Consider the following 25,519-nt stretch of genomic DNA (forward strand, 5'->3'; position numbering starts at 1 on the left):
TAAGCTATGTTAAATATAATTATTTAGTAGTAGGCTGGAAGTTTGCGCCGAGGATTACGCAGGCACAAACTTCTGTGTGAGATTTAGAAGTTCTTCGGCACCGTATTGAGGTGCCCTAGAACTTCTTCTCACACTTCACACTTCTCCTATTACATAAGCACTAACTAATTCCTTCGTATTTGTAATAGAGACATGAATCCTAACGACATTATGTTCCTTCGCCAAAAGTTCAGCATTTCCATATAGATTTACATAAGGTTTCCCAAGATTATCGCGAAGTACTTCAATTTCATTCGGTGCAATTGCACGAAAGCCTGTTCCAAACATTTTTACTACCGCTTCTTTGACAGCAAAATTAGAAGCTGCCTTTCGAATATCCGAAAGAAGCAGCTTCTGTTCCTGCTCCGTAAAAATCTTCGTAAAGAATGCCTTCCGTTCGCAGGCTTTCACTACACGGTTAATTTCTATCATATCCGTGCCAATACCAAAAATCATGATAAGAAACTCCACTCTGATTAATTATAGTAAATCTTGTTCTTCATCAATTTTGCGCATCATCTCAGTCCCTAGCATTTCATAGAGATATGTATAAGTCCCACGATAATCTTTCTCTATTTCAAGTTTTTGCTTCTTCAAATTTCGTAGCTTTACTTCCATCTCCATGATTTCATCTGTTAAGGCTTTTTTTCTTAAATTTTCATCATAAATATTATTATAACAACGCTGTAAGCTCTCTAGCATCAATTCTTCATTTTTTGCAGCTATTTCACTTGGTAATTTTTCGAGTTTGTCCTCTGCAATCAATAACTTCTGATTAATATCTTCGATAAGTTTTTGATTTTTGGACAATTTTCTTCCTTTTAGTTTACCAAGCGGTGTATGATCCACTTCCATGTTCTCCACAATTTCCTGCATCAGTTGAGACTTATATCGTTTCAAACCTTTGATATCTTCTAAGACTCTGCTCTGATCTTTCATCAATTCGACAAGTTCATCCCGTAACCTTAGTTGCACCCCAGACATCTTTTCCTCTGGGAATAAATTGATAAAGCGTTCATCTAGTGTTACAATTGGAATCTTTCGATTTCGAAAGGTTTGGCGAAGACTCATTTCTGAGAATACTTTACTACGATTTTCTTTCACATATCTTGGTTCCGTCCTTGAAGGTTCTATAGAACTTGATACTTTCAAATTTTCAAACTCAAGATCAAAATCATCGTCTAAATCGTCCAAATCACCTAATGACTTGGTCTTTGGTTCCGATTTGTCGCCAAAACGTTTTCCTAATCTCAAATACTCTCCCCCGATTCTTCTGCCGCTTTTAAATTATAGGACAGTCTCATAAGGCTTTCTGCCAAGTGAACATTTTCAACCATAACATCTTTTGGTAAATTTAAATCTGTTGGTGCGAAATTCCATATTGCACGTACACCAAGTTGAACTAAATCTGCCGCAACCTGTGGTGCTTTTGCTTTCGGTATCGTAAGTGCTGCTATATTGACTGTATTATTTTTCATAAATTCTTCTAGCTCATCAACTAATCGGATTTCAATTCCGCGAATGGATAGTCCTATCAATCTAGGATTCACATCAAAAATTCCACAGATATAAAATCCTCTTCTCTCAAAATCTGTATAATTTGCAAGCGCTTGACCCAAATTACCAGCTCCAATAATAATAACATTATATTTCTTATCCAGACCAAGTATTTTGCCAATTTCGGTATAAAGATATTCTACATTATAACCATATCCTTGTTGACCAAAACCGCCAAAGTTATTTAGATCCTGACGGATCTGTGATGCCGTTACATTCATCTTCTCGCTTAACTCTTTCGAAGAGATACGCACAACATCATTCTCTAATAATTCTCCAAGATAACGATAGTATCTTGGAAGACGCTTGATTACCGCTGATGAAATTGTTTTATCGTACATGCTAACCCTCCATCTTTCTCCTTCCAGGTTTTCCTATTCTTACACCCCGTATTCATAAGATTGTAACCCTGGTATTACAACAGATTATACACAGATAGGATGTGTTTCAATTATAAATATTATAGTAAATTGTGAATAACCTGTCAATGATTTGACGAAGTATACTACGTATGTTAGAATAATCTACAGTTAATATGCGCCTGCAATACACTTCTATTCATGGGATTTGTAGGTGTTAAGAAAGTGTGAAGAAATATCGTCTTCTTATCATGCAAATTGAAGTATATAAAATCTTCATTTTGCTTAATTATTAACAAGGAAAAGTTTGTAAATCGTGTTTTTTCTTGTGTATGACAAGGAAACTCATATAATGTACTTTTTCTTATATATTATCAGAACAAAAAACTTGTTCTGATAATCGAATTGACGGTGCTAAGTGCGCACCTTTTCTCAGAACAAAAAACATGTTTTGATAATCGAATTGACGGTGCTAAGTACGCACCTTTTATCAGAACAAAAAACATGTTCTATTAATCGGATTGACGGTGCAAAGTACGCACCTTTTATCAGAAGTTTACAAAGCAAACTTCTGATAAATATATTATTTGTGAAGCTCTTATGCAGCTTCCTTTCAGAAGTGTGAGGATACATCATGATACTAGCATGTAAAAATATTAGTAAAAGCTTTGGAACGACTCCAATATTAGATAAAATCGCTTTCCATGTAAATGAGCGCGAAAAAGTAGCTATTGTAGGAATTAATGGTGCAGGAAAATCTACCTTAATTAAAATCATCATGGGAGAACTAACTGCTGATGAAGGAGAGATTATCTTTGCAAAAGGTGCAACTGTCGGATATCTTGCCCAACATCAGGACCTGTCCACAGATAGTACTATATATGAAGAAGTTTTAGCAATAAAATCTGATATTATTAAAATGGAAGAAACAATTCGCCGTCTTGAAGTAGATATGAAATCAGCTACCGGTGCAGAATTAGAACGGATGCTTTCTTCCTATTCAAGACTAACACATGATTTTGAATTGAAGAATGGATATGCCTACCAAAGTGAAGTAATTGGTGTACTAAAAGGCCTTGGCTTTACGGAGGAAGATTTTAACAAAAAAGTATCAACACTTTCTGGTGGACAAAAAACCCGTGTGGCCCTTGGTAAACTTCTCCTAAGCACACCAGATATCATCTTCTTGGATGAGCCTACCAATCACCTTGATATGGAATCTATTGCTTGGTTAGAAACCTTCTTAGTAAATTACTCCGGAGCCGTTGTTGTAATCGCCCATGACCGTTACTTCCTTAATAAAGTAGTTACTAAGGTTGTAGAGTTAGATAACACAAAGGCAACCATGTTCGAAGGAAATTATTCTGACTATGCAATGAAAAAAGAGCAACTTCGTGAAACCATGATTCGTCATTACTTAAATCAACAGCGTGAAATTAAACATCAAGAAGAGGTCATAGCAAAGCTTCGTTCCTTCAATCGTGAAAAATCCATAAAGCGCGCGGAAAGCCGCGAGAAGATGTTGGATAAAATAGATCGCCTGGATAAACCAGTTACCGTTAATGATAAAATGCATATAGCCCTTGAACCAAATATAATAAGTGGCAATGACGTACTAACTGTAACTGATCTGCAAAAATCCTATGGTTCTCTAACACTGTTTGACCAACTGAATTTTGAAATAAAACGTGGTGAAAAAGTAGCAATTATCGGTAATAACGGTACCGGTAAAACAACCATATTAAAAATAGTTAATCAGATTATAAATGCCGATGCAGGAGACGTTAAACTTGGTGCAAAGGTTTTTGTTGGCTACTATGATCAGGAACATCATGTTCTTAATATGGAAAAAACAATCTTTGACGAGATTCAAGATACGTATCCAAATATGGATAACACAAAAGTACGTAATATCCTTGCTGCATTTTTATTTACCGGCGATGATGTATTTAAATTAATTAAAGATATCAGTGGTGGAGAGCGTGGCCGCGTATCTCTAGCAAAGCTTATGCTATCCGATGCGAACTTCCTTATCATGGACGAGCCTACCAACCACCTTGATATTACCTCAAAGGAAATATTAGAAAATGCGATTAACAATTATACCGGTACGGTACTTTATGTATCCCACGACCGTTATTTTATTAATCGTACTGCAACCAGAATTCTTGACCTAACCAATCAGACTTTCTTAAATTATCTTGGTAATTATGATTATTATCTTGAGAAGAAACCAGAGATGGAATGGAGAGCCTTTGGTAATAAATATGGATCTAATTCTGACGCTAACAATAATGTTTTAGATGGACTTCGTATTGATAAGCATTTAGATCAGGCAAATAAAGATTTACAAGCTTCATCTTATCCACAAGAACCAGTTTCTGAGAATAAGCTTGACTGGCAACAGCAAAAAGAAGAACAAGCCAAACTTAGAAAGCGTCAGAATGACTTAAAGAAAGTCGAAGATGAAATCACACGTATGGAAGCAAGGAATGAAGAACTAGAAGAATTGCTTGCAGACTCTTCTATCTATACGAACTCCTCAAAGCTAATCGAGGTTCATAAAGAAAAGAAGGAAGTAGAAGAAAAACTAGAAGCTCTAATGGAACAATGGGAAGAACTTAGTGAGTAACTAATCATTTAAATTTATAAGACATAATAATGATCTAAAAATACTATAAAATAAAGAAAAGATCAGCAGAGTCAAAAAGGTTGATATATAACCTTTTATAGACTTTTGCTGATCTTATTTTTTGGTCAAAGCGGATATTTCCACTTGCCTACAGGCAAGTTTTCCGCTTACGCTACCAGTACTACCTCATTCTTAATCTCTTATTCTGAACACTAAATCTCCCGGAATCTTTGAGTGTTACCAGAGGCTATTTTTATCAAATCATCTTAATCATTTTTTTAACTAACCCACATATTTTCACTTGATATTATCCACTTTTCTCCATCAAACTTTGCATTACCTTTATAACCAATAGCACCTAGTCCACTTCTCCATTTTCTGATATCATACCTTAGTGTTTCTATATCTTCCTTATATTCTGAATTACTAATGGTTATTATAATTCCTGTAGGAAAATAAAGTTCTTCTTTATTAATAAGTCCTTCTTCCGCTAATTGATCAAAAGTACTTTCCTTTACTTCCAGACCATACATTCCATACAATTTCATTAATAAGATTTCCTTATCTGTCTCAGAAAGATTCGTTATTTCAGTTAAATCGAGAGCAATTATGTTTATACCACTATTTAAACCACTATCAAGGTTGTAAATATCATCAATTATAGTAGCATATCCATCTATTAATAGATTAGATTCCAAAATATTAATATAATCAGCTGTTATCTGCGCAGGATATGACTCTAATATAATCCCGTTATAAGTGATATTAATAACATCTCCAATTTGAATCTCATTTAAATCTACTTCCTTTTTATCTTCATCATATATTATTGCACTGCCAGTTCCTATACTGATTTTATCAGAAGACCTAAATTCATTGGAATTAACATCCGGTTTTACTAAAAGACCATTGCTGTTATCAATAACCAGTGCCTTAAATACAGATTTACATAAAGAGGCTATATAATCTAAATCCATAGTAGTATCATCATCAGTCTTATAGAAATAATTCCTATATTTAATAATTGATTCATCTTGAATCATGATGGTATCTATTACTTTCCCATCTGCCATAAAATCAAGAGCATAACGCCATCCTGTATTTTGCTCAGGTGATTTTCCTTTTGTAAATACTATCTTCTTTAGATAATTATATAACTCTTTTGATTCATTCTCATCCAAAGATACCATATTACCAGTTGTACCATCCCTAACTTCTATATTTGTAAATTCCAATTTTGTATTTTCTATAGAGAAAGGTTTCTTAGTACATCCAACTAATATTCCGGAAAAAAGTAATATGGATAAAAATAAATACATTTTTCTCTTCATGAAATTGCTCCTTCCACATCTCCTTATTATTAGACGATTAGAATATCAAAATTATTAGACGATTAGAATATCCAAAAGTTCCATATTTTAATTGTAGCCACTAAAGCGGCACACAGTTTATATTTATGCCAGATTTTATTGATTCCTTCTTCTCCAATGATGTCTTTTCGAAGTGGCACTGCCTCAAAACGTTATTTATGAATTACAAGAATACTCCTTATGTAAGTTAAATCTTATTTCATTTCCAACTTTTTATAAGTTTAGTAAAATGACATAAAAAGTTTAGTAATAGAAAGAATTTATATTGACATACTATTTTATCTGTGTATAATAATAGAAGTCGAGTTTAGAAATGCTAAACTTATGGTTTAATAAAATCTCAACTTCCTATTAATGGAATTCTAAAGAACATAATCGGATTAGCGGTACAAAAATCGTACCTTTTATCCTTTGATAACGAATGATGATACATGTAAACATGAACCACAAAGAAAGGTTTGGTGAACAGCATGAAGATAGGTGCTAAAATTAAAGAACTACGAGTTCAAAAAAGCTTAACCCAGGAAGAGCTTGCAGATCGAGCGGAGCTTTCAAAAGGATTTATCTCTCAATTAGAACGTGACATCACTTCGCCTTCCATCGCCACCTTAGTCGATCTTTTGCAATGCTTAGGTACGAACTTAGAGGCATTCTTTACGGACACAACATCGGAGCAGGTAGTATTCAAACGTGGGGATTATTTTGAAAAGGTAGATAATGAGCTGAATAATAAGATAGAATGGATTATTCCAAATGCTCAGAAAAATATGATGGAGCCAATTTTATTGACATTAGAACCAGGTGGTTCCACCTATCCAGATAACCCACACGAGGGAGAAGAATTTGGATATGTGCTTAGCGGTTCGATTACAATTCATATCGGTAACAAAACACATCGAGCAAAGAAAGGGGAATCCTTTTACTTTACTCCAAATAAAAATCACTATATAGCGGCTACCGGTAAGACCGGCGCTACGCTACTTTGGGTATCCACCCCGCCGAGCTTCTAGGAGGAATGAACATGATAGATAATAAGTTAATCGATCTTATAAATATAACAAAACGCTATGGAAATAACGTCGTAATCGACGATTTAAATCTCTACATTCGTGAAAATGAGTTTTTAACACTCCTGGGTCCTTCCGGATGTGGTAAAACTACTACCCTCCGTATTATTGGTGGTTTTGAACAGCCTGATCAGGGCCGTGTTATTTTTAATGGGAAAGATATTACGAAGCTTCCTCCAAATGAACGTCAACTAAATACTGTATTTCAAAAATACGCGTTATTTACTCATATGACGATTCAAGAAAACATTGCGTTCGGTCTTAAAATCAAGAAAAAAAGCAAGCAATATATTAATGATAAGATTTCTTATGCCTTAAAATTAGTAAACTTAGATGGTTTTGAAAATCGTATGCCGGATTCCTTAAGCGGTGGTCAGCAACAGCGTATCGCAATTGCTCGTGCTATTGTAAATGAGCCTAAGGTTCTTCTACTAGATGAGCCTCTTGGTGCTCTTGACTTAAAACTTCGCCAAGACATGCAATATGAATTAATTCGTTTAAAAAATGAACTTGGTATTACTTTCGTGTATGTTACTCATGACCAGGAAGAAGCATTAACCATGTCTGATACAATTATGGTCATGAATCAAGGCTATATTCAGCAGATTGGTACACCAGAGAAGATTTACAACGAGCCAAAGAATGCCTTTGTTGCAGACTTTATCGGTGAAAGCAATATCATCAATGCAACCATGGTACAAGACCGTTTAGTTAATATTCTTGGAGCCAATTTCCCATGTGTGGATGTAGGCTTTGGTAAAATTCAACCAGTCGATGTGGTAATTCGTCCGGAAGATATCGATTTAGTAGCTCCAGAAGATGGAATTATCAGAGGACGTGTCACTTCCTTAATCTTTAAGGGTGTTCATTATGAGATGACGGTTATGGCAAATGGATTTGAGTGGCTTGTACATTCTACTGACCTTTCACCGGTTGGTGCTGAAGTAGGTATTAAGGTAGATCCATATGACATTCAGATTATGAACAAGCCAGAATCCGAAGATGAGGAGGCTGTAGGTGTCAATGAATAATCAAGAGGAAAGCAAAGTAACCGCACAAGAGGCTACTGTTACATTGGTGAAAAAGTCTCACCACTTCAGTGGGAAATCCTTCCTGACTTTTCCTTATATTTTATGGATGGGTGCCTTTATTATTATTCCACTGATTATGGTCGTTTACTACGGCTTTACTACAAAGGATAGCAATAGCTTTACCCTAGAGAATATAAAATTAATCGCAGACCCGGTTAATCAAAAAGCTTTATTCCTAAGCTTAAAACTATCTCTAATTAGTACTTTGGTATGCTTATTACTCGCATATCCACTTGCCTTAATTTTAAAAAGTATGAAGTTAAAAAATAACAGCTTTGTCGTATTAGTTATGATTCTCCCTATGTGGATGAACTTTTTACTTCGTACCATAGCTTGGCAGAACATCTTGGAAAATAATGGTATTATTAATACCTTACTAAAAGCATTAAATCTGCCAACGATTAATATCATAAACACTCCAACCGCCATTGTGCTTGGTATGGTTTATAATTTCCTACCGTTTATGATATTGCCAATTTATAATACCCTTGCAAAGGTTGATGACAATGTTATCAATGCTGCTCGTGACCTTGGTGCAAATGGATGGGTTACCTTCCGTAAAATCATCTTCCCATTAAGTATTCCTGGAGTAATTAGTGGTATTACGATGGTATTCGTTCCTTCTCTAACCACATTTGTTATCTCTAATATTCTTGGCGGAAGTAAGATTGTCTTAATTGGTAATGTCATTGAACAGCAGTTCCAGAAAGTTGGAAACTGGCATGCAGGTTCTGGACTATCCATCGTGCTGATGGTATTTATCTTAATCAGCATGGCAATCCTCGCAAAATATGACAAAGAATCGGAGGGCACAAACGTATGGTAAAAAAAATAAGTCAAAAAATCTATGTTGCCCTTATTATGTTCTTCTTGTATGCACCAATTATGGTACTTATCGTCCTATCTTTTAATAAATCCAAATCCCGTAGTAAATGGGGTGGATTTACCTTGGATTGGTATAAGTCCTTATTTCAAAATGAGGAGATCATGAGTGCATTGTATACTACATTAATCATTGCATTTTTATCTGCATTAATTGCTACTTTAATTGGTACAGCAGCTGCCATTGGCATGAACCATATGCGTAAGGTCCCAAAAACTATCATGATGGGTATCACAAATATACCGATGTTGAATGCGGACATTGTAACTGGTATCTCATTAATGCTTCTTTTTATTGCAGTTAATTTTACACTTGGGTTTAAAAGTGTATTAATTGCACATATTACATTTAACATTCCTTATGTAATATTAAGTGTAATGCCTAAATTAAAGCAAACAAATCGAAATACTTATGAAGCCGCACTAGACCTTGGAGCTTCTCCTATATCAGCATTTTTTAAGGTTGTATTGCCTGATATCCTTCCAGGTGTCTTTTCCGGATTCTTATTAGCTTTTACTATGTCACTCGATGACTTTATTATTACACACTTTACAAGAGGTGCGGCTGTTAATACTCTCTCCACTAAGATTTATGCTGAAACGAGAAAAGGTATTAAGCCTGAGATGTATGCTCTATCCACTCTTCTCTTCCTCTCTGTCTTAATACTACTTATCATCATCAATCGTAGAAATGATAGTATAGAGAAGAAACGTAATGCAGTAGCTCTCGCACCTGCAAATAAACTCTAAAACTGAAAGAACGAGGTATTTTACATGAAAAAATCTAAACTTTTTGTAGCCCTCCTTCTTGTTTGCGCACTGGTATTCTCCGCATGTGGCTCCAAGGAAGACAAAGGTAATAATGCTACTCAGGGAAATGGAGAAGAAAATCCCGGAAACAACAGTTCTTCCAATAAAGGTGAAGTCTATGTTTACAACTGGGGTGAGTATATTGACCGTGATGTCATCTCTATGTTCGAAAAAGAAACTGGTATTAAAGTATTCTATCAAGAATTCGAATTAAACGAAGACATGTACCCTATTATTAAAACCGGTGCAGTAAATTATGATGTTGTTTGCCCATCTGATTATATGATTGAAAAAATGATTCAGGAAGACTTACTTGCTGAAATTAATTATGATAATGTTCCAAACATTACAAATATTGATGAATTGTATTTAAAAACAGCGGAAAGTTTTGATCCAGGCAATAAATTCAGTGTTCCTTATTGCTGGGGTACGGTTGGTATTCTTTATAACAAAACCATGGTAGACGAACCAATCGATAGCTGGGGCGTATTATTTGATGAAAAATACAAGAATGATATTTTAATGATAGACAGCGTTCGTGATGCTTTCATGGTAGCGTTAACCTATCTTGGATACGACCAAAACACAACAGACGAGAAAGAGTTAAATGCTGCAAGAGATTTATTAAAAGAACAGTATCCATTAGTTCAAGCATACGTTGTTGATCAGGTACGTGACAAGATGATTGGTGAAGAGGCAGCTCTTGGTGTTATTTACTCTGGTGAAGCAATCTACACAAAACGTGAGAATGAAAACCTTGAGTATGTTGTACCAAAAGAAGGCTCAAACGTATGGATTGATGGTTGGGTAATTCCTAAGAATAGTAAAAACAAAGAAAATGCGGAAGCGTGGATTAACTTTATGTGCCGTCCTGACATCGCATTAAAGAACTTTGAATACATTACTTATTCTACACCAAACAAAGCAGCCAGAGAATTAATTGAAGACGAAGAAATTAAGAACAGCCAAGTTGCTTTCCCAGATGTGTCTATACTTGATCGTTGCAAGTCCTTTCAATATCTTGGTGAAGATATGGAAAATGTTTATGTGAAAAAATGGAATGAAGTGAAGTATTAAAAAGTGAAATAGTACAATTTAAGCTGATCGAACGAAATATGAAAAAGAAATCTTGTTTTAGTTTTCTTCCTTTCGTAATTTCGTTCGATCAGCTTTTCTCTTTTTCTTTATTCTTATGTCAAAAATACAATTTTTTTGAATGATGAATTCTATATAATAGAGTGGCCATGAGTAGCCATAACATTATCTATGAATAAAATAGTAAAAAAGGCTTTCCACAGCCATGTTTTTAAGGGGAAACGAATGGATAGACGAAATGAAAAGAAATGCTGTAATTACTTAACCGATAGCCTTGGAAGACCCATTCCAAATGATACAAATTCTTTGACTATTGGTTCAAATGGTCCAGTTCTTCTTCAAGATTTACATTTTATAGATAAGCTTTCACACTTTGATCGTGAAAGAATCCCTGAAAGAGTTGTACATGCAAAAGGCGCTGGTGCTTTTGGTTATTTTCAACCATATGGTTGTATGTCTGATTACACCTGTGCTGAGTTTTTACAAAACCCAAATTGTAAAACAAAGGTATTTGTACGTTTTTCCACGGTAATTGGCTCTAAAGGTTCCGCAGATACAGTACGAGATCCTCGTGGTTTTGCAGTTAAATTTTATACTACGGAAGGCATCTATGATATTGTCGGAAATGATCTTCCTGTATTTTTTATCCGTGATGGCATCAAGTTTCCAGATGTAATTCATTCTTTAAAGCCATCACCAGATAACAACTTACGTGACCCTCAAAGATTCTGGGATTTTGTTTCCTTATCACCAGAGGCTACTCATATGATTACTTGGCTATATTCTGATCGTGGAACTATAAAAGACTATCGTCATGTAGATGGTTTTGGTGTTAATACTTACATCTGGGTAAATGCTTGCGGAAAACGTGTCTATATCAAATATCACTGGAAGACACAGCAAGGATTACAGACAATTGATCGATTTGAAGCAGAACACTTGTCAGGTACCGATCCTGACGTAGCGGTAAGAAGCTTGTACGAATCCATTGCGAACGGTTGTTATCCAAGTTGGGAACTCTGTGTTCAGGTAATGGATCCCGATTTGGTTGAATGTCTTGACTTTGATCCACTGGATGACACAAAAATCTGGCCAGAAGACCAATTTCCATTAATGCCAATTGGATTAATGACATTAGATTGTAATCCTGAAAATTTCTTTGCAGAAGTAGAGCAAGCTGCTTTTTGCCCTGGCAATATTGTACCTGGCGTGGAACTTTCTGCTGATAAAATGCTTCAAGGTAGATCTTTCTCCTACTTTGATACACAACGTCATCGTCTGGGACCTAATTTTGCACAGCTTCCTATCAATCGTTCCATCTCCTGCATAAATAATAATCAACGAGATGGTGCTAGTACCTATATATTTAACCCAAATCCTATTAACTACTCGCCGAATAGTTTAAATTGTGGCTTCCCAAAAGTTGCTGAAGTTTGTCAATCAGAACCTGAATGTGTTAGCGGTTATATCGCTCGTATTCCAATTAAAAATCCGTGTGATTTTAAGCAAGCTGGAGAACACTATGAATCACTAACCTGTGAAGAAAGATGCCGCTTAGTCGATAATATTGCGGTTGAACTTTATAAGTGTAATCAAGATATTATAAACCGTGTCCTTTGCTATTTCTATAAAGCTCATCAGGAATTTGGAGAGCAAGTGGAATGCGCAGTCAACTATTATAGACAATGTGCTAATTAAATCAACTGTTTACTAAAATACAGCTTTCACCATACCTAAACTAGGAAATTTTAATTTATCAGCACCTAATAAAAAGCGAGCAAATTAATATTCCATGAGATAGCAACGCCTCCTAACTAAGAAAAAGCGAGCAGACTTAATATTCTATGAGAGAAACTCCTCTCTTGAATACTAAGTATGTGCTCGCTTTTCCTCTTTATTAGTGAAAAGTTGATAAATGTTTAAGCTCTGTCCCGTCTGCAAGACAAGGCACTTTGTTAAGGACGGCATTGTAATACAAGATTAAATGCTTCCCCCTGTGTTGTTACACTATTTTACCGACATATACGCTGAAACAGTGTATGTTATCTATTCGACAATATTTCTTCTCTCTCCTGCCAAATAGGACTTAATATTAAGATATACCTCTTTCGCACAACGATTTCTTGCTTCCACAGTGGCCCAAGCTATGTGCGGTGTTATGATTAGCCGTGTGCTATCTTGTACTTTTCGTAACGGGTTATCAGCAAGCATCGGTTCCACAGTTAAAACATCAAGCCCTGCGCCACCAATTTTTTCTGCTAATAAAGCATTTGCTAATGCTTCTTGATTTACGATTGCTCCACGTCCTAAATTTAATAAAATGGCATCTGGCTTCATCATCTCTAATTCTGCCTCTCCGATTAAATCTGTTGTCGCTTCCGTTAATGGAGCATGAATGGAAACTACATCCGATATTTTTAGTAAGGTTGGTAAATCCACTCTTTCGTATTCAAAATTTTGATTTTTACCAGAAGTGGAGTAATAGACCACCTTACAGCCAAATAACTCTGCAATTCTAGCTACTCCCTGTCCGATTTCTCCAAGACCTATGATACCGAAAGTTTTACCATACAATTCATGAAATTTTACATCAAAATTACTAAAGATATCGCTTCTTGTATATTCTCCAGACTTTACATAGTGATCATAATAAGCTAATTTTTCATAAACGTAAAATAACAAGGCAAACGTATGCTGTACTACAGACTGGGTTGAGTAGCCCTTTACATTGGCTACCGAAATTCCATGCTTTTTGATATACGCAAAATCTATATTATTCGTTCCCGTCGCAGTCAGACAAATTAATTTTAATTTTGTTGCACCTTTTAGAATATCCTCGTTCATTGGAATTTTATTTACTATGATAACATCAGCGTCTTCTATTCTTTCAGCATTTTCTAACGGATTGGATTCTCCATAGATAACGACATCACCAAACTCTTGGAACATGCTTAAATCCACATCATTTCCTAAAGTGTTTGCTTCCATGATTACAATTTTCATATTCAACCTCCATACTGCGACTATCTTTATGAGCAACTAATGCTCAAGTTTGGCGCAGCACAAACTTGGCAAGTGAATGTCTATTCTGCCATACGCAAGGTAGTTAAATGATCAAAGGAATCAATAACATATTCATACTCTGTTGCATCTCCAAACCCATAGCGCGCAAATACAAAAGGAATCTTCGCTTGATGTGCAGCGTCTCCATCCCCACCTGTATCTCCAACGTAGATTGGATTTCTTAATTGATTTCGTTTCATCACAATGCGAATGTTATCTGCTTTTAATTTTCCAGTGCCTCCAGGACACTCAAAATCATCAAAATACTGTCCTAGATTATGCGCTTCTAAAAATGATTCAATATAACCGCTCTTACAGTTACTAACGATAAATAAACGATATTTTTTAGAAAGTTCTTTTAAGGTTTCTTCAATCTCACCTAAAAGAATGCCTCCATGTTCCGCCAAATAAGGGCACTGTGCTACAACACATTCCTCCATTGTCTCTATGGCTACTTCTTCTGGAACGCTTAAAAATAATCCTCTTGCGATATCTTCTAATGGTAAACCATATAATGCCTTAAGCTTAGGACCTGTAACCTCATCCGTGATACGACTATCCTTCTGTGCTATTTCCTTCCATACAATAGCTGCATTCTCTGTAGAATCCCACATCGTACCATCTAAATCAAAGATGATACTATCAAATTCTCTCTCTTCTACCATAACTCCTAAGCTCCTAAGCTCTTTTTTAGCCTGCCACAAGGAGTGAAACTGAATGGTTTGAAAATTAAATGCTTTCGCTCCTTCTAGATTTGTTGCCAAATCATCTAAAAATACTGACTCTTCTGGAATGATACCATAGCGAGATATTAATGCTTCATAGATTTGTGGCTCTGGTTTTATATGCTGCTCCTCATAGGATATCACTGCCCCATCTACATGTTTTAGGAAACGAAATACATTCTTTACATAGGCAAAATTCTCTCTACCATAGTTTGATAAAATATAAATGCGATAACCCTGATTCTTAAGATCTTTCACCAGTTCTTCGGAATACTCAAACTCCTCGACCAGCCGGCTTGTATCTTCAAAAAATAGTTTGATCTCCTTTTCTATTTCAGGATCGACAGAAATACAGCGGTTCATAATCTCTTCTTTTGATAAAACTCCACGATCCACTTCGTTCCAATAGGGAGATAATACGGTTGCCTTAGCCAATCTTTCTTTATACTCTTCTTTCATTGTAAGTTCGTCAATATAGTCACGCCAGCGAAATTCTGCAAGTACCTGGCCAATATCAAAAATAATATTTTTTATCATATGAATTCTCCAATCCTAACCATTATGATTTTGATTATATACGATTTGCATAAAAAAATCTATGTTGTTTCTCTTTTACTGATTTTTTCTTTCTATCTTTGTTATACTATGATATAATTCAATGCAAAGAAATAAGGAGGTTAAGTGTATCCAAAAGGTACATTACTATGAATTATGAAACCTATTGCAAGTTTTACTATTGATCATTTAAAATTACTGCCTGGTGTCTATGTCTCTAGGAAGGACAGTGCTGGTGATGCTATTATTACTACATTCGATCTTCGTATGACACGTCCGAACTTTGAACCAGTTATGAATACAGCAGAGATGCATGCCATAGAACATCTAGCCGCTACTTTTTTAAGAAACCACTCAGAGTATGGAAGTAAAATAATTTATTTTGGTCCAATGGGTTGCCGAACAGGATTTTATTTATTACTTGCTGGTGATTACTCTTCCAAAGAAATCACCCCTTTGATAAAGCAACTATTTACATTTATTAGCGAGTTTGAAGGCGAAATTCCTGGTGCAGCTGCAGTTCATTGTGGAAACTATCTCGATATGAATTTACCAATGGCAAAATTTCTTGCCAAACGTTATCTTACCGATGTACTTGATTCGATAACCAAAGAACAGCTAGAATACCCAAATTAGATTATTATAGACCGCATCTTACACCATGTAAGAACCTGCGGTCTATTTTTATGACCTTTCGAATATATTGTTATAGGCAAGATGGCAAATATAACCCTATAAAAACTCTATACAACAATTTCTTGCATAATCGGACAACAAGGAGGAGTTCTTATGGAGGAGACGAATCAGGCTGAGAAAAGCCCTGATAACATTACCTCTTTTTCTGGGCAAAGTCGTACTTCCAAAATGATTCAAGCAGCTGCTCCATACCTTGATTCTGGCACAAGAAAAACTGCGGATCTATTTGTAAAATTCAACGATTTTATGGATATGATTCGTACCTTTAGACAACAGGGAGGACTCAATCTGTTTGGTAGGAAGAAGGCAGATACGAAAGATAATAAAGTTAGTGCTACTGGTCTTCCAGGACTACAGGGGCTTTTTCCAGGACTACAGGGGCTTTTTCCAGGACTACAGGGGATTTTGGGCTTAGGAAAAGGAGAGGGATCTATTAACTTTGAAGGAATACTAAGAAGTGTTCGTCCGTACTGTACACCATCAGAAATTTCATTAGTTGATAATATACTTAATATATTTAATATGAAGCGCTTTATGGATATGTACCAAAATATGTCGGGGATGATGAATACGTCAGGAACGATGAATATGCAAGATATGATGAGTAATTTACCAAATATAATGAATATGATGAATATGATGGGCGGTTTTCCGTTCGGAGGAGCAACATCAGGTCCCCCTCAAAATACTCCTTCACAAGATTACAATGCACAGGGTTCCCCTCCACCGAATGCTTCAGCTCCACCACCATCTTCTATGAATTACGATAACTCCTATTATGAAAGTACCTCTCCTACTCCGTATGATATGCTCTACCAAGCCATGTATGGTCAAAGTCCACCGCCTGATGCAACTACAACTATGGCAGGCCAAACAGTTTCTCAACCATCTAATATACAAGCGGCTGGAAGTTCCCCTGCATCTGGTAATATGCAATCAAATTGGTCAAATTACAATGCTCCCTCTCCTGTCAATCTACCGCCATATGATATGGGAAATATGAAAAAAGATGTTACAAGTGCCCCATATTATACATCAAATAATACACCATATCGGGCTACTAGATCAGCCGCTGAAGCAGCACGAAAAGGTAATTCAGCAAAATTCTCACAGAATGTTACTGCGGCATCGAATACTCCATCCGGGCAACCTAGCAATCATTCACCAGGAAGACCAAATAATCAACAGATGTTTGATATGCTAGCTAGTATGGTGCCACCAGAGCAAAAAAACACCTTTGATACTATGAAGAAGATGTTTGAATCCGGAATGTTTATGCCAACTTAAACTTAAGTTGTAAGATAAGTAAGAAAAGAAATGAGGTAAAAATATGAATACTGATTGGATGAATAACGAATCTCTACGTAACATGCACCCTTTTAAGAAGCAAGTTATCCTTGAACTAATTAAAGACTCACAAGGTCTACCAATGGAGAGAGCTTTGCCTAATCTTATGAAAGCAAATGCAAAGCTAAAAGCAATGAGTATGGATTTTACACCACAGGAGGTCAATGTTATAACGGACTTACTAACAGCGAATATGTCACCAGCAGATAAGATGAAATTAGAGATGTTAAAAAAGATGATGCCTAATAGATAGTGTTAAACTTAAGAACTAGCAAGAGTACATAGTTTTACGCAATTAATGAAATAGATTTATAAGCTACCATTCTTAAACTAGAAAGCTCTTTCTTAGTCCACCATATTCTTTTTATGCTTAACTCCTTAAATTTATAAATACATAAAAATAGAAAGCTCGTTCTTTGAACTTTCTATTTTTATGACTGTTGCATTACAGAATAAATCTATTTTTTTCACCATAAAATAAAACCTATACTTTTGGTAGCAGGGAATGAGATCTATTCTTTTTGGTACCATTTCTTTATTACAGCTTCCGCCATTTTTCTATGAATATTAAATCCAACATCTTTCTCTGCTTCTTCCTCGGTACTATAAATTACAGTACTCCAATCCCACCAAAATATTCCGTAAAACCATGGCTCATCAAAGAAAACCTCTAAGCAGGATTCGTAAAATGCTGCTTGTTCCTCTTCATCTCTTTCAAGTTCCATATGCATGAAATCCCATGGCATAGAGGCACAACCTTTCGCACTACGACAACCAATTTCCATAAATATAATCTTTTTATTTAACTTCTCGCTAAGTGTTCTAAGATTGTCACGAATCTTTCCCCACTCTTTTACCATACTTTTCTTTTGTGCTCCACCTGTCCTTGCAACTGGTTACTCCTTTATAAGCTTATAAATATAGTCCAAATATCTTTTTGATATCATTTCTTCCTGACCATTTTTTATCATTTCGATACAGTTTAATAGTACATCTCTTCGTATACCCTCTGGTAATGTTATGGTATGAAAATCGATCTTTAATAGACTTTCTTGCTTACACCACTCAAGATATTCTTGTAATTTTAGGTTGTACTGTTGCTCCTTTCTTTCCTGTTCTGCTGCAAGAAAACTATCCTGTCTCATCTGCTCCACGTGATATCTTCTCTCTTTTTCTCTAATTTCTTTTAATCGTTTCTGCTCCCTCTCCTCCTTTTCTTCCAGTTCTTCTTTTATACTCTCACAATCCCCATAAAAGTCACATAAAAATCTACCATCTTCTGAAAGTGATAAATTATGAATGTTATAACTTTTTTGATAAACTTTACTTTTACGTTTTCCGCTCTCTAAATAGGTAATGTGATGTTTCATTATTAGTTTCTCTTCTTCGGAATCCAGAAAAGCACAGCTTCCGCTAAGATTTTGTATATAGGTTTGATACCATGATAACTGCCCTTCTTGTTTATCCTGTCGAATACCCAACAAAAATACTGGAATAATTCCTTGTTCATCATAATACTGTACTCTTAAATCAAGTTCTTTAATTGGAAGTGTCTGTAACCGATAGTCAAGTGCTAGATCATAACCTTCTTCATTTTTCACATAGCACGTAGCATATAAACCATTTGGTAGGCGATGTCTTATATGTATTTCTTTTGTTGGAAAACTTCTTTTTAACATATGATACAGGAGTCGTTTTCCGCGCATAAGTTCCTGCGACTCCATTCTCTTCCCATATGTACAGGAAACGATATCATAATGAGCAAAATAAGGCTCTTTTATTAACCCTGCTGCTAAGTATACTGGGCTGCCACAATCAACACAGATTAACTTTCTCTCGGCTGCTCTTCGTTTCCATTCCATCACAGTATCTTGATAATATATCCCAGATTCATCTTTTAAATCATAAGTACATATCTCCATACCATTATAATAGCAAATATCCATAAGATGACCCCATTCATCTAATTTCACGATTCTTATTCTATTTTTATTCTTATTCTATTCTAATTCTTATTCTTATTCTTATCTTATATGGATTGTACCATATTGAACTTTTCATCACAATAAAAAACAAACATGCTATTTATCACATGAAAAATTTCCTTGTTCTGAAAGACTTTCTTTTCACATAAACTACAAAAAACAGATTTCTTATGGAGGTACTTATGGATTTTGTTGTCCGTTTTATCTATAAAAATGGACTATTCGCCATGTTTATTATTATTCTCCTTGAATACGGTTGCTTTCCAATCTCCAGTGAGATTGTCTTACCTTTTTCTGGTGCTGTTGCATCTCTTCAGAATATTTCATTCTTTCTTATGCTTCCAGTTAGCGTATGTGCTGGAATTATAGGTACTAGTTTCTGTTACTTCGTTGGTAGAATCGGTGGACATCGTATCTTAGAAAAAATTACGACGAAATTTCCAAAAACGAAAAAAAGCATAGATGCCTCCTATCAGCGCTTTGATCGCTACGGCTCCTATGTCGTTTGCTTTGGGCGAATGGTTCCAATTATCCGTACTTACATAGCGTTTGTTGCAGGAGCAGTAAAACAACCCTATCCTGTATTCGCCTTATTCTCTATCATTGGTATTACTTTATGGAATACCTTATTAATCGGTATTGGATATATTCTTCGAGGCAATTGGTCCAATACAGTAACTTATTATACTAAATATAAAGATATTCTGATTCCTGTACTTCTGTTAGTAATTTTATTTTTGGTTGCTCGAAAGATTCGTAAGAATAAGCGTACGGAAGAAGCTAAGTAAATAAGTTGATAAAATTGCATCCATACTGGGTGATCAAGAGCAAAAAAAGCTCGCTTCGCGAACTTATCCTTGTAATTAAATTAAAGGAGGAATGCAAAAATGATGCATTCCTCCTTTCTTAATAAAAAAATATGCGTCGCTAGCTTTTTCTTATTACGACTTATTATTGTACAACGACTGATTTATTCTTCCACTTACCACTAGCATATCGTATCGTACCGATTGCTCCTGTAATAAACCAATTGAGCCCAGTAGCCCACCAGATTCCCATATAATCAATTGCTGGAATTTTTGTTAAAACACTGGCAAATATAACACGACATAAAACTTCAGAAATTCCCATAATCATTGGTATCTTCATATCTCCCGCACCACTTAATACATTACGTGAAACATAAATCATACCTACTGGAATATAGAACATACAGGTAACACGTACCGCTTTTTGTCCAATCTCTGCGACTTCGCTTACATTCGTAAATAGTTTCATTACAGCCCCGCTAAAGAAATACATACAAGGCATCATGATTAAGCTAAATACAACAATTATTTTTGTTGCAGACCAAAATCCTTTTTTAACTCGGTCAATACGCATCGCACCGATGTTTTGTCCTGTATAGGAAGCTACGGATAACCCTAGAGACATACCAGGCATTAGGACTAGCTGTTCAATACGTTGTGCAGCTGTCGCTGCTGCTACTACCGTTTTCCCGTATTGGTTAATTACACGTTGTAATACAATCGTTGAGATAGCAACAAAAGAATTCTGTAATGCAGCAGGGATTCCAAGATAAATACATTTTTTCATAATTCCTTTATCAATCTTAAACTCTTTGATTGGCATACGAATTAATGGTATTTTACGAAATCCTGTTATGATACATCCTATTCCTGATACTGCTTGCGCTATAATGGTAGCAATCGCTGCCCCTGCAACTCCCCAGCCAAATCCTATAACAAATAGAATATCTAGAACTATATTTACCACACAAGCTACCACAAGGTAATGAAGTGGTGTTTTCGAATCTCCCAGCGCTCTCATAACTGATGCCATGCCATTGTATCCAGCATTCCCAAGGATTCCAATACATGTTATCTTAAGATAAATATTCGCATCATCTAGAATTTCTACTGGAGTATCTAATTTAATTAAAAGTTGTCTGCTAAATAAAAATCCAAGTAATCCCATAATAGCAGAGACTATAATAATTAGGTAAGTTGCTGTTGCAAAGGAACGTTTGACATTTTCTTCATCTTTTGCTCCATAATATTGAGATATGATAATCCCGATTCCTGCTGCTAATCCCATCGTTAGGGATATGATTAAAAAGTTAAGGGCCCAAGTTGCGCCTACAGCAGCAAGTGCGCTATCACCATTTACATTTCCAACAACAATGGAATCCACCATACTATAGAGCTGTTGAAATAAATTACCAATTAGCATTGGTACAGCAAAGTGTACCAATAGCTTAGTAGGGTTCCCCTCAGTCATATCATTAATATACGTTTTATTACTCATTATTTCCCCTGTACTCTATCTATTCTTTATGAGATAATGCCTGGTTTATATCTTCTCTCATATCAATAACCGCCTGTCTTGAAGCATCTGCAAAATTTGCAGCACCAAAACTCTCATATGTGGATTGCTTATATGCTGCTATAATTCCACGGGAGGAATTGATGATTGCTCCTAAGCCATCTTCATTAAAATAAGGAGCAAGATCAGAAGCTTTTCCACCTTGTGCGCCATAACCCGGTACTAATATATATGTCTTAGGCATTAATTTACGAAGAACCTTTCCCATCTCAGGATAGGTTGCTCCAACAACGGCACCGATATAACTATACTTTTCACCCATACACATCTCGCCCCACTCAGCAACCTTTTTCCCAACTAATTCATAGAGTGGTTTACCATCAATAAGCTGATCCTGAAATTCACCACTGGATGGGTTTGAGGTTTTCACCAAAATAAATAAACCTTTGTTTTCTTCCTTACATACATCAATAAATGGTGTAATTCCATCAGAACCAAGATATGGGTTCACTGTTGCAAAATCTTCATCAAAGCCATAATAAGACTTATTACCTACTGTAACTTTACCAAGGTGTCCAGTAGCATAAGCTGCGGAAGTAGAACCAATATCACCTCGTTTAATATCGCCTATTACGACAAGGTCCTTTTCCTTACAGTAATCAACAGTCTTCTTAAATGCAATCATCCCTGGAATTCCAAATTGCTCATACATAGCAATCTGAGGTTTCACAGCCGGAATTAAGTCATAGGTTGCATCTACGATTGCTTTGTTAAACTGCCAAATTGCTTCTGCTGCACCTTCAAGTGTCTCACCAAACTCGCCAAATGCTTTTTCTAAAACATGCTTAGGGATATAGCTTAACATTGGGTCTAAACCTACTACGATAGGTGCATTGTTCTGTTCTATTTTGCTTATGAGTTTTTGAATCATATCGAATCCTCCAGGGTATATTTTTCAAAGGAAGAGTATAACATAAAAAATACTTGACTGCAATAGAAAACCAGACACTAATTACATAAAACGGCTCTGATAAATTTCTTACCTAATCTGTAACTAACTTAACTCATTCTATAAAACATGCAATAAATAAAAAACCGCTTTTCGTTAGATTTCTTCTAAAAAGCGGTTTTGTATCTTAGTTTAATTTTATGTTATAAAAGAAATAGTAATTTGAAACTTGTAATGATACTATTCTTCTGCCTGATATACAACCTCTCCAGCTGCTATCGTAAGCATTACTTTACCACAAACTTTTCTTCCATGAAACGGTGTATTTTTCCCTTTGGAATAGAACTTTGTTGCATCAATCTCATAATCCTTATCAAAGTCAGCGATTACAATATCCGCCATCTTACCAGGTTCTAAGCTTCCTTTCTCTATTCCAAGAATTTTTGCTGGATTGTAACTCATCTTCTCCACCATCTGCATCGGTGTTAGATACCCCGTCTTCACTAATTCTGTATAAGTTAAACTAAAGGCTGTTTCGGATCCAACAATACCAAATGGAGCTCTTGACATAGAATTTTTCTTCTCCTCTTCTCCATGAGGTGCATGGTCGGTAGAGATTACCTCCATAATATTTTGTTTTAATCCTTCTTTTAGTGCCTGCACATCTTCTTTGCTACGAAGTGGAGGATTCATCTTATAATTTGCATCATCACCAGGGATATCCTCATCGCTTAATATAAAATGGTGAGGGCAAACTTCCGCAGTTACACTGATACCAAGTTCCTTTGCCATCTTAACTAAAGCCACGGAAGCTTTGGTGGAGCAATGACATAGGTGAAGCTTTGCTCCAGTCTCTCCTGCTAAGAAGATATCTCGCGCAGTAATCACGTCTTCTACTGCATTTGTAATTCCACGTAGATTTAATTCTTCTGCCTTTTTCCCGGCATTCATAGCACCGTTTCGTACTAGTTGTTTATCCTCACAGTGCGCAAACATTACGAGCCCAGCATCCTTTACTGCTTTTAACCCTTCGACATATAATAACACATCCATAACAGATTTTCCGTCTTCGCTAAATGCGAGGGCACCAGCTTTCGCCATTCCCTCAATATCAGCTAACTCTTTTCCCATCTGTCCTACGGTAACTGCACCAACCGGTATAATATGAATCTTTGCATCCGACTTTGCCTTTTGATTTAGCAGCTCAACCATGTCTTTCGAATCGATGGCTGGATTTGTATTTGGCATAGGGCAAATCGTTGTGTATCCCCCTGCTGCAGCTGCCATCGCACCTGTCTTAATCGTCTCCTTGAATTCAAAACCAGGCTCTCTAAGATGTACATGTAGATCTATAAATCCAGGCATTACATATTTTCCACTAGCATCAATCACAGTTGCTTCTGGATCTTCCATGTTTTCTGCTACCTTACTTATCGTTTCTCCCTCGATTAATAAATCATATCTGCCTTCTTTTTTTGTTGCTGGGTCCAGTATATACCCGTTTTTTATTAATACTTTCATCTTACTCCTCCTGCGCATCTTTTTGCACTTCTGAAGTTTGCACTGAGGATTACGTAGGCACAAACTTTTTGAATCTAAAATTCCATCACCATTCTTAAATCATGAATGATATCCTCATTATCAATATGTTTTGCAAATTGCTTTGGTACAACCCACATCATCTTTTGCAAATCTTCTGAGAGTATGGTCTCTGTTTGTAACGCAAAACATTCGTAGCAAATTCCAATATAAAAGGTATCACCTACCATGTAAGTCCAAGTATATAAGACACGATCCATTACAGAATCAATTCCTAATTGTTCTCTTATCAGTCTTACCACGGCTTTATCTGGTGATTCACCAAATTCAATCTGTCCATCGACAAAGCCCCAACGATATGGATCTTGAATTCTGTCATCATACCAACGTTGTACAATGGCATATTTCCCTTCATTTTTTACAAGTCCCTTAACTACGATTTTATACTTTTCCATACTGTGCCTCCTAATGTATTACACCATTTGGGTGTTCACCTTTTAGGTGTTCACCTTTCGGTAATTCACCTCTTTGGTGATTACCTGTTTGTTCACCTCTTTGTGTTCACTTCTACGGTGTTAATGCAGCAGAATTTCCACTCCTATTTAACCCTATGGTAACTTGCTGATTGTTTTTTATTATTATTTATAATGCACTTCTGTTAAAAATAGACCTTTCGCTTCTATGGTCTCGCCAGCTTTTTCCCTGTCTTTGCTCTCTAAAATTCTTTTCATTTCTATTGGTTCAATTTTTGATAAACCTACCTCAAGTAAAGTTCCAACCATAATTCGTACCATGTGTGGCCAAAAATCATCACCATGAACTGTAATTACGATTTCTTTCTCATCTCCATAGATTTCTAAGGAATAGATTTCTCTCTCTGTAGATTTTTTCATTCTTTTATTATCAGAAAAAGCTTTAAAATCATGCTTCCCAATTAGAAATTTAGCTGCTTCCTTCATCTTAGCAATATCAGGACGTTTAAAGCAATAATAATTATATTTGCGTTCAAATACGGAAGGTACTTCTCCAATGGATATCTTATATTCATATTCAAAGGATGCTGCGTTAAAGCTTGCATGAAATCTCTCTGGTACCTCTAATGCCTCTAAAACAGCAATATCTCTTGGTAAAAATCGATTCAGATATTGCTTAATTTCATAAACTTTTAGGTTGGAATTTGTCGTAAAGTTAGCAACCTGTTTGTAAGCATGTACCCCTGCCTCGGTTCTAGCTGCTCCGATTACCGTGGCGGTTTCATTCTCCATCTTATTTAAAACATCTTCTATCTTTTCCTGGATCGTTACAGACTTCTGATTTCCAGCTTGTTTTTGCCAACCATCATATCGAGATCCGTCGTATTCTATTATTAATTGAATATTTCTCATACTATTCCTCATTTCTACTGTCTTTTATTTTCTACTGCTTTTTATTTC

Annotated in this window: 24 protein-coding genes; 11 read left to right on the forward strand and 13 right to left on the reverse strand. The window is 35.8% G+C overall.

Annotation, left to right across the window (positions count from 1 at the left end; all coding sequences use genetic code 11):
- Positions 1 to 135 precede the first annotated feature (135 nt).
- From acpS to RTP52_RS05355, 3 genes are read right to left on the reverse strand one after another with little or no spacing between them, the layout of a single operon-like run.
- A complete protein-coding gene (gene acpS, locus RTP52_RS05345) occupies positions 136 to 495 on the reverse strand; it encodes a holo-ACP synthase (RefSeq protein ID WP_312104523.1) in 360 nt (119 codons plus the stop codon).
- A 24-nt stretch (positions 496 to 519) separates the two neighbouring features.
- A complete protein-coding gene (locus RTP52_RS05350; RefSeq protein ID WP_312369714.1) occupies positions 520 to 1,293 on the reverse strand; it encodes a hypothetical protein in 774 nt (257 codons plus the stop codon).
- The gene (locus RTP52_RS05355; RefSeq protein ID WP_312369716.1) at positions 1,290 to 1,937 is read right to left on the reverse strand and encodes a redox-sensing transcriptional repressor Rex; all 648 of its coding nucleotides are present in this window, start codon (positions 1,935 to 1,937) and stop codon (positions 1,290 to 1,292) included. The genes RTP52_RS05350 and RTP52_RS05355 overlap by 4 nt, the downstream gene beginning before the upstream one ends.
- A 652-nt stretch (positions 1,938 to 2,589) precedes the next feature.
- Here RTP52_RS05355 and RTP52_RS05360 point away from each other — a divergent pair.
- A complete protein-coding gene (locus RTP52_RS05360; protein WP_312369718.1) occupies positions 2,590 to 4,587 on the forward strand; it encodes an ABC-F family ATP-binding cassette domain-containing protein in 1,998 nt (665 codons plus the stop codon).
- 278 nt (positions 4,588 to 4,865) lie between these two features.
- On the opposite strand, the gene RTP52_RS05365 is transcribed toward RTP52_RS05360, so the two are convergent.
- The gene (locus tag RTP52_RS05365) at positions 4,866 to 5,918 is read right to left on the reverse strand and encodes a DUF3221 domain-containing protein (protein WP_312369720.1); all 1,053 of its coding nucleotides are present in this window, start codon (positions 5,916 to 5,918) and stop codon (positions 4,866 to 4,868) included.
- Between the two features lie 509 nt (positions 5,919 to 6,427).
- On the opposite strand from RTP52_RS05365, the gene RTP52_RS05370 reads away from it, so the two are divergent.
- The 6 genes from RTP52_RS05370 (at position 6,428) to RTP52_RS05395 (ending at position 12,600) form a co-directional block, all read left to right on the forward strand.
- Positions 6,428 to 6,967 carry a helix-turn-helix domain-containing protein gene (locus tag RTP52_RS05370; protein WP_312100915.1) on the forward strand — a complete coding sequence of 180 codons (540 nt, stop codon included), beginning with the start codon at positions 6,428 to 6,430 and terminating at the stop codon, positions 6,965 to 6,967.
- Positions 6,968 to 6,981: 14 nt separating this feature from the next.
- Complete coding sequence (locus tag RTP52_RS05375; RefSeq protein ID WP_312100923.1) at positions 6,982 to 8,055, forward strand: ABC transporter ATP-binding protein; 1,074 nt, start codon at positions 6,982 to 6,984, stop codon at positions 8,053 to 8,055.
- Positions 8,056 to 8,161: 106 nt separating this feature from the next.
- Positions 8,162 to 8,941, forward strand: coding sequence for an ABC transporter permease (locus RTP52_RS05380; RefSeq protein ID WP_312369856.1), 780 nt, complete (start codon positions 8,162 to 8,164; stop codon positions 8,939 to 8,941).
- The gene (locus tag RTP52_RS05385; protein WP_312100910.1) at positions 8,935 to 9,747 is read left to right on the forward strand and encodes an ABC transporter permease; all 813 of its coding nucleotides are present in this window, start codon (positions 8,935 to 8,937) and stop codon (positions 9,745 to 9,747) included. Before RTP52_RS05380 ends, RTP52_RS05385 begins: the two co-directional genes overlap by 7 nt.
- Positions 9,748 to 9,771: 24 nt before the next feature.
- Entirely contained in the window at positions 9,772 to 10,884 is a 1,113-nt protein-coding gene (locus RTP52_RS05390) for an ABC transporter substrate-binding protein (protein WP_312369723.1), read from the forward strand.
- 243 nt (positions 10,885 to 11,127) lie between these two features.
- On the forward strand, positions 11,128 to 12,600 hold the full coding sequence (locus tag RTP52_RS05395; RefSeq protein WP_312369725.1) for a catalase: 1,473 nt from the start codon (positions 11,128 to 11,130) through the stop codon (positions 12,598 to 12,600).
- Between the two features lie 348 nt (positions 12,601 to 12,948).
- Here the strand turns inward: RTP52_RS05395 and RTP52_RS05400 are convergent, their stop codons facing one another.
- Together RTP52_RS05400 and RTP52_RS05405 are read right to left on the reverse strand one after the other, a co-directional pair.
- The gene (locus RTP52_RS05400) at positions 12,949 to 13,905 is read right to left on the reverse strand and encodes a D-2-hydroxyacid dehydrogenase (protein ID WP_312369727.1); all 957 of its coding nucleotides are present in this window, start codon (positions 13,903 to 13,905) and stop codon (positions 12,949 to 12,951) included.
- Between the two features lie 80 nt (positions 13,906 to 13,985).
- Positions 13,986 to 15,227, reverse strand: coding sequence for an HAD-IA family hydrolase (locus tag RTP52_RS05405; protein WP_312369729.1), 1,242 nt, complete (start codon positions 15,225 to 15,227; stop codon positions 13,986 to 13,988).
- A gap of 174 nt (positions 15,228 to 15,401) precedes the next feature.
- Between RTP52_RS05405 and RTP52_RS05410 the strand changes: the two genes are divergently transcribed.
- The 3 genes from RTP52_RS05410 to RTP52_RS05420 all read left to right on the forward strand — a co-directional run bounded on the left by RTP52_RS05410 (position 15,402) and on the right by RTP52_RS05420 (position 17,541).
- Positions 15,402 to 15,881, forward strand: a complete 480-nt coding sequence (locus RTP52_RS05410) for an S-ribosylhomocysteine lyase (RefSeq protein ID WP_312369731.1) — start codon at positions 15,402 to 15,404, stop codon at positions 15,879 to 15,881.
- A 153-nt stretch (positions 15,882 to 16,034) separates the two neighbouring features.
- The gene (locus tag RTP52_RS05415) at positions 16,035 to 17,228 is read left to right on the forward strand and encodes a hypothetical protein (RefSeq protein ID WP_312369732.1); all 1,194 of its coding nucleotides are present in this window, start codon (positions 16,035 to 16,037) and stop codon (positions 17,226 to 17,228) included.
- 43 nt (positions 17,229 to 17,271) lie between these two features.
- Positions 17,272 to 17,541, forward strand: coding sequence for a hypothetical protein (locus RTP52_RS05420; protein WP_312100893.1), 270 nt, complete (start codon positions 17,272 to 17,274; stop codon positions 17,539 to 17,541).
- Positions 17,542 to 17,800: 259 nt separating this feature from the next.
- Here the strand turns inward: RTP52_RS05420 and RTP52_RS05425 are convergent, their stop codons facing one another.
- Positions 17,801 to 18,148, reverse strand: coding sequence for a glycoside hydrolase family 113 (locus RTP52_RS05425; protein WP_312100891.1), 348 nt, complete (start codon positions 18,146 to 18,148; stop codon positions 17,801 to 17,803).
- Positions 18,149 to 18,184: 36 nt separating this feature from the next.
- Positions 18,185 to 19,234, reverse strand: a complete 1,050-nt coding sequence (locus tag RTP52_RS05430; RefSeq protein ID WP_312369734.1) for a competence protein CoiA — start codon at positions 19,232 to 19,234, stop codon at positions 18,185 to 18,187.
- 221 nt (positions 19,235 to 19,455) lie between these two features.
- On the opposite strand from RTP52_RS05430, the gene RTP52_RS05435 reads away from it, so the two are divergent.
- The gene (locus tag RTP52_RS05435; RefSeq protein WP_312100886.1) at positions 19,456 to 20,061 is read left to right on the forward strand and encodes a DedA family protein; all 606 of its coding nucleotides are present in this window, start codon (positions 19,456 to 19,458) and stop codon (positions 20,059 to 20,061) included.
- Between the two features lie 163 nt (positions 20,062 to 20,224).
- Here RTP52_RS05435 and RTP52_RS05440 read toward each other — a convergent pair whose 3' ends face one another.
- The 5 genes from RTP52_RS05440 to truA form a co-directional block, all read right to left on the reverse strand.
- Positions 20,225 to 21,580: an MATE family efflux transporter gene (locus RTP52_RS05440; RefSeq protein WP_312369736.1), complete on the reverse strand. Its 1,356-nt coding sequence runs from the start codon at positions 21,578 to 21,580 to the stop codon at positions 20,225 to 20,227.
- Positions 21,581 to 21,599: 19 nt separating this feature from the next.
- A complete protein-coding gene (gene pyrF, locus RTP52_RS05445) occupies positions 21,600 to 22,529 on the reverse strand; it encodes an orotidine-5'-phosphate decarboxylase (RefSeq protein ID WP_312369738.1) in 930 nt (309 codons plus the stop codon).
- A 258-nt stretch (positions 22,530 to 22,787) separates the two neighbouring features.
- On the reverse strand, positions 22,788 to 24,068 hold the full coding sequence (locus RTP52_RS05450) for a dihydroorotase (protein ID WP_312369740.1): 1,281 nt from the start codon (positions 24,066 to 24,068) through the stop codon (positions 22,788 to 22,790).
- 74 nt (positions 24,069 to 24,142) lie between these two features.
- Positions 24,143 to 24,541 carry an NUDIX domain-containing protein gene (locus RTP52_RS05455; protein ID WP_312100877.1) on the reverse strand — a complete coding sequence of 133 codons (399 nt, stop codon included), beginning with the start codon at positions 24,539 to 24,541 and terminating at the stop codon, positions 24,143 to 24,145.
- Between the two features lie 183 nt (positions 24,542 to 24,724).
- Positions 24,725 to 25,471, reverse strand: coding sequence for a tRNA pseudouridine(38-40) synthase TruA (truA, locus tag RTP52_RS05460; protein ID WP_312369742.1), 747 nt, complete (start codon positions 25,469 to 25,471; stop codon positions 24,725 to 24,727).
- Between the last annotated feature and the right edge of the window lie 48 nt (positions 25,472 to 25,519).

This window comes from Lachnoclostridium sp., assembly GCF_031997925.1.
GTDB lineage: Bacteria > Bacillota > Clostridia > Lachnospirales > Lachnospiraceae > Lachnoclostridium.

What these genes read in the sequence shown, in the direction of transcription:
- acpS (WP_312104523.1), bottom strand. Translation starts at nt 495, where the DNA reads ATGATTTTTGGTATTGGCACGGATATGATAGAAATTAACCGTGTAGTG.
- RTP52_RS05355 (WP_312369716.1), bottom strand. Translation starts at nt 1,937, where the DNA reads ATGTACGATAAAACAATTTCATCAGCGGTAATCAAGCGTCTTCCAAGA.
- RTP52_RS05360 (WP_312369718.1), top strand. Translation starts at nt 2,590, where the DNA reads ATGATACTAGCATGTAAAAATATTAGTAAAAGCTTTGGAACGACTCCA.
- RTP52_RS05365 (WP_312369720.1), bottom strand. Translation starts at nt 5,918, where the DNA reads ATGAAGAGAAAAATGTATTTATTTTTATCCATATTACTTTTTTCCGGA.
- RTP52_RS05370 (WP_312100915.1), top strand. Translation starts at nt 6,428, where the DNA reads ATGAAGATAGGTGCTAAAATTAAAGAACTACGAGTTCAAAAAAGCTTA.
- RTP52_RS05380 (WP_312369856.1), top strand. Translation starts at nt 8,162, where the DNA reads ATGGGTGCCTTTATTATTATTCCACTGATTATGGTCGTTTACTACGGC.
- RTP52_RS05385 (WP_312100910.1), top strand. Translation starts at nt 8,935, where the DNA reads ATGGTAAAAAAAATAAGTCAAAAAATCTATGTTGCCCTTATTATGTTC.
- RTP52_RS05390 (WP_312369723.1), top strand. Translation starts at nt 9,772, where the DNA reads ATGAAAAAATCTAAACTTTTTGTAGCCCTCCTTCTTGTTTGCGCACTG.
- RTP52_RS05395 (WP_312369725.1), top strand. Translation starts at nt 11,128, where the DNA reads ATGGATAGACGAAATGAAAAGAAATGCTGTAATTACTTAACCGATAGC.
- RTP52_RS05400 (WP_312369727.1), bottom strand. Translation starts at nt 13,905, where the DNA reads ATGAAAATTGTAATCATGGAAGCAAACACTTTAGGAAATGATGTGGAT.
- RTP52_RS05405 (WP_312369729.1), bottom strand. Translation starts at nt 15,227, where the DNA reads ATGATAAAAAATATTATTTTTGATATTGGCCAGGTACTTGCAGAATTT.
- RTP52_RS05410 (WP_312369731.1), top strand. Translation starts at nt 15,402, where the DNA reads ATGAAACCTATTGCAAGTTTTACTATTGATCATTTAAAATTACTGCCT.
- RTP52_RS05415 (WP_312369732.1), top strand. Translation starts at nt 16,035, where the DNA reads ATGGAGGAGACGAATCAGGCTGAGAAAAGCCCTGATAACATTACCTCT.
- RTP52_RS05420 (WP_312100893.1), top strand. Translation starts at nt 17,272, where the DNA reads ATGAATACTGATTGGATGAATAACGAATCTCTACGTAACATGCACCCT.
- RTP52_RS05425 (WP_312100891.1), bottom strand. Translation starts at nt 18,148, where the DNA reads ATGGTAAAAGAGTGGGGAAAGATTCGTGACAATCTTAGAACACTTAGC.
- RTP52_RS05430 (WP_312369734.1), bottom strand. Translation starts at nt 19,234, where the DNA reads ATGGATATTTGCTATTATAATGGTATGGAGATATGTACTTATGATTTA.
- RTP52_RS05435 (WP_312100886.1), top strand. Translation starts at nt 19,456, where the DNA reads ATGGATTTTGTTGTCCGTTTTATCTATAAAAATGGACTATTCGCCATG.
- RTP52_RS05440 (WP_312369736.1), bottom strand. Translation starts at nt 21,580, where the DNA reads ATGAGTAATAAAACGTATATTAATGATATGACTGAGGGGAACCCTACT.
- pyrF (WP_312369738.1), bottom strand. Translation starts at nt 22,529, where the DNA reads ATGATTCAAAAACTCATAAGCAAAATAGAACAGAACAATGCACCTATC.
- RTP52_RS05450 (WP_312369740.1), bottom strand. Translation starts at nt 24,068, where the DNA reads ATGAAAGTATTAATAAAAAACGGGTATATACTGGACCCAGCAACAAAA.
- RTP52_RS05455 (WP_312100877.1), bottom strand. Translation starts at nt 24,541, where the DNA reads ATGGAAAAGTATAAAATCGTAGTTAAGGGACTTGTAAAAAATGAAGGG.
- truA (WP_312369742.1), bottom strand. Translation starts at nt 25,471, where the DNA reads ATGAGAAATATTCAATTAATAATAGAATACGACGGATCTCGATATGAT.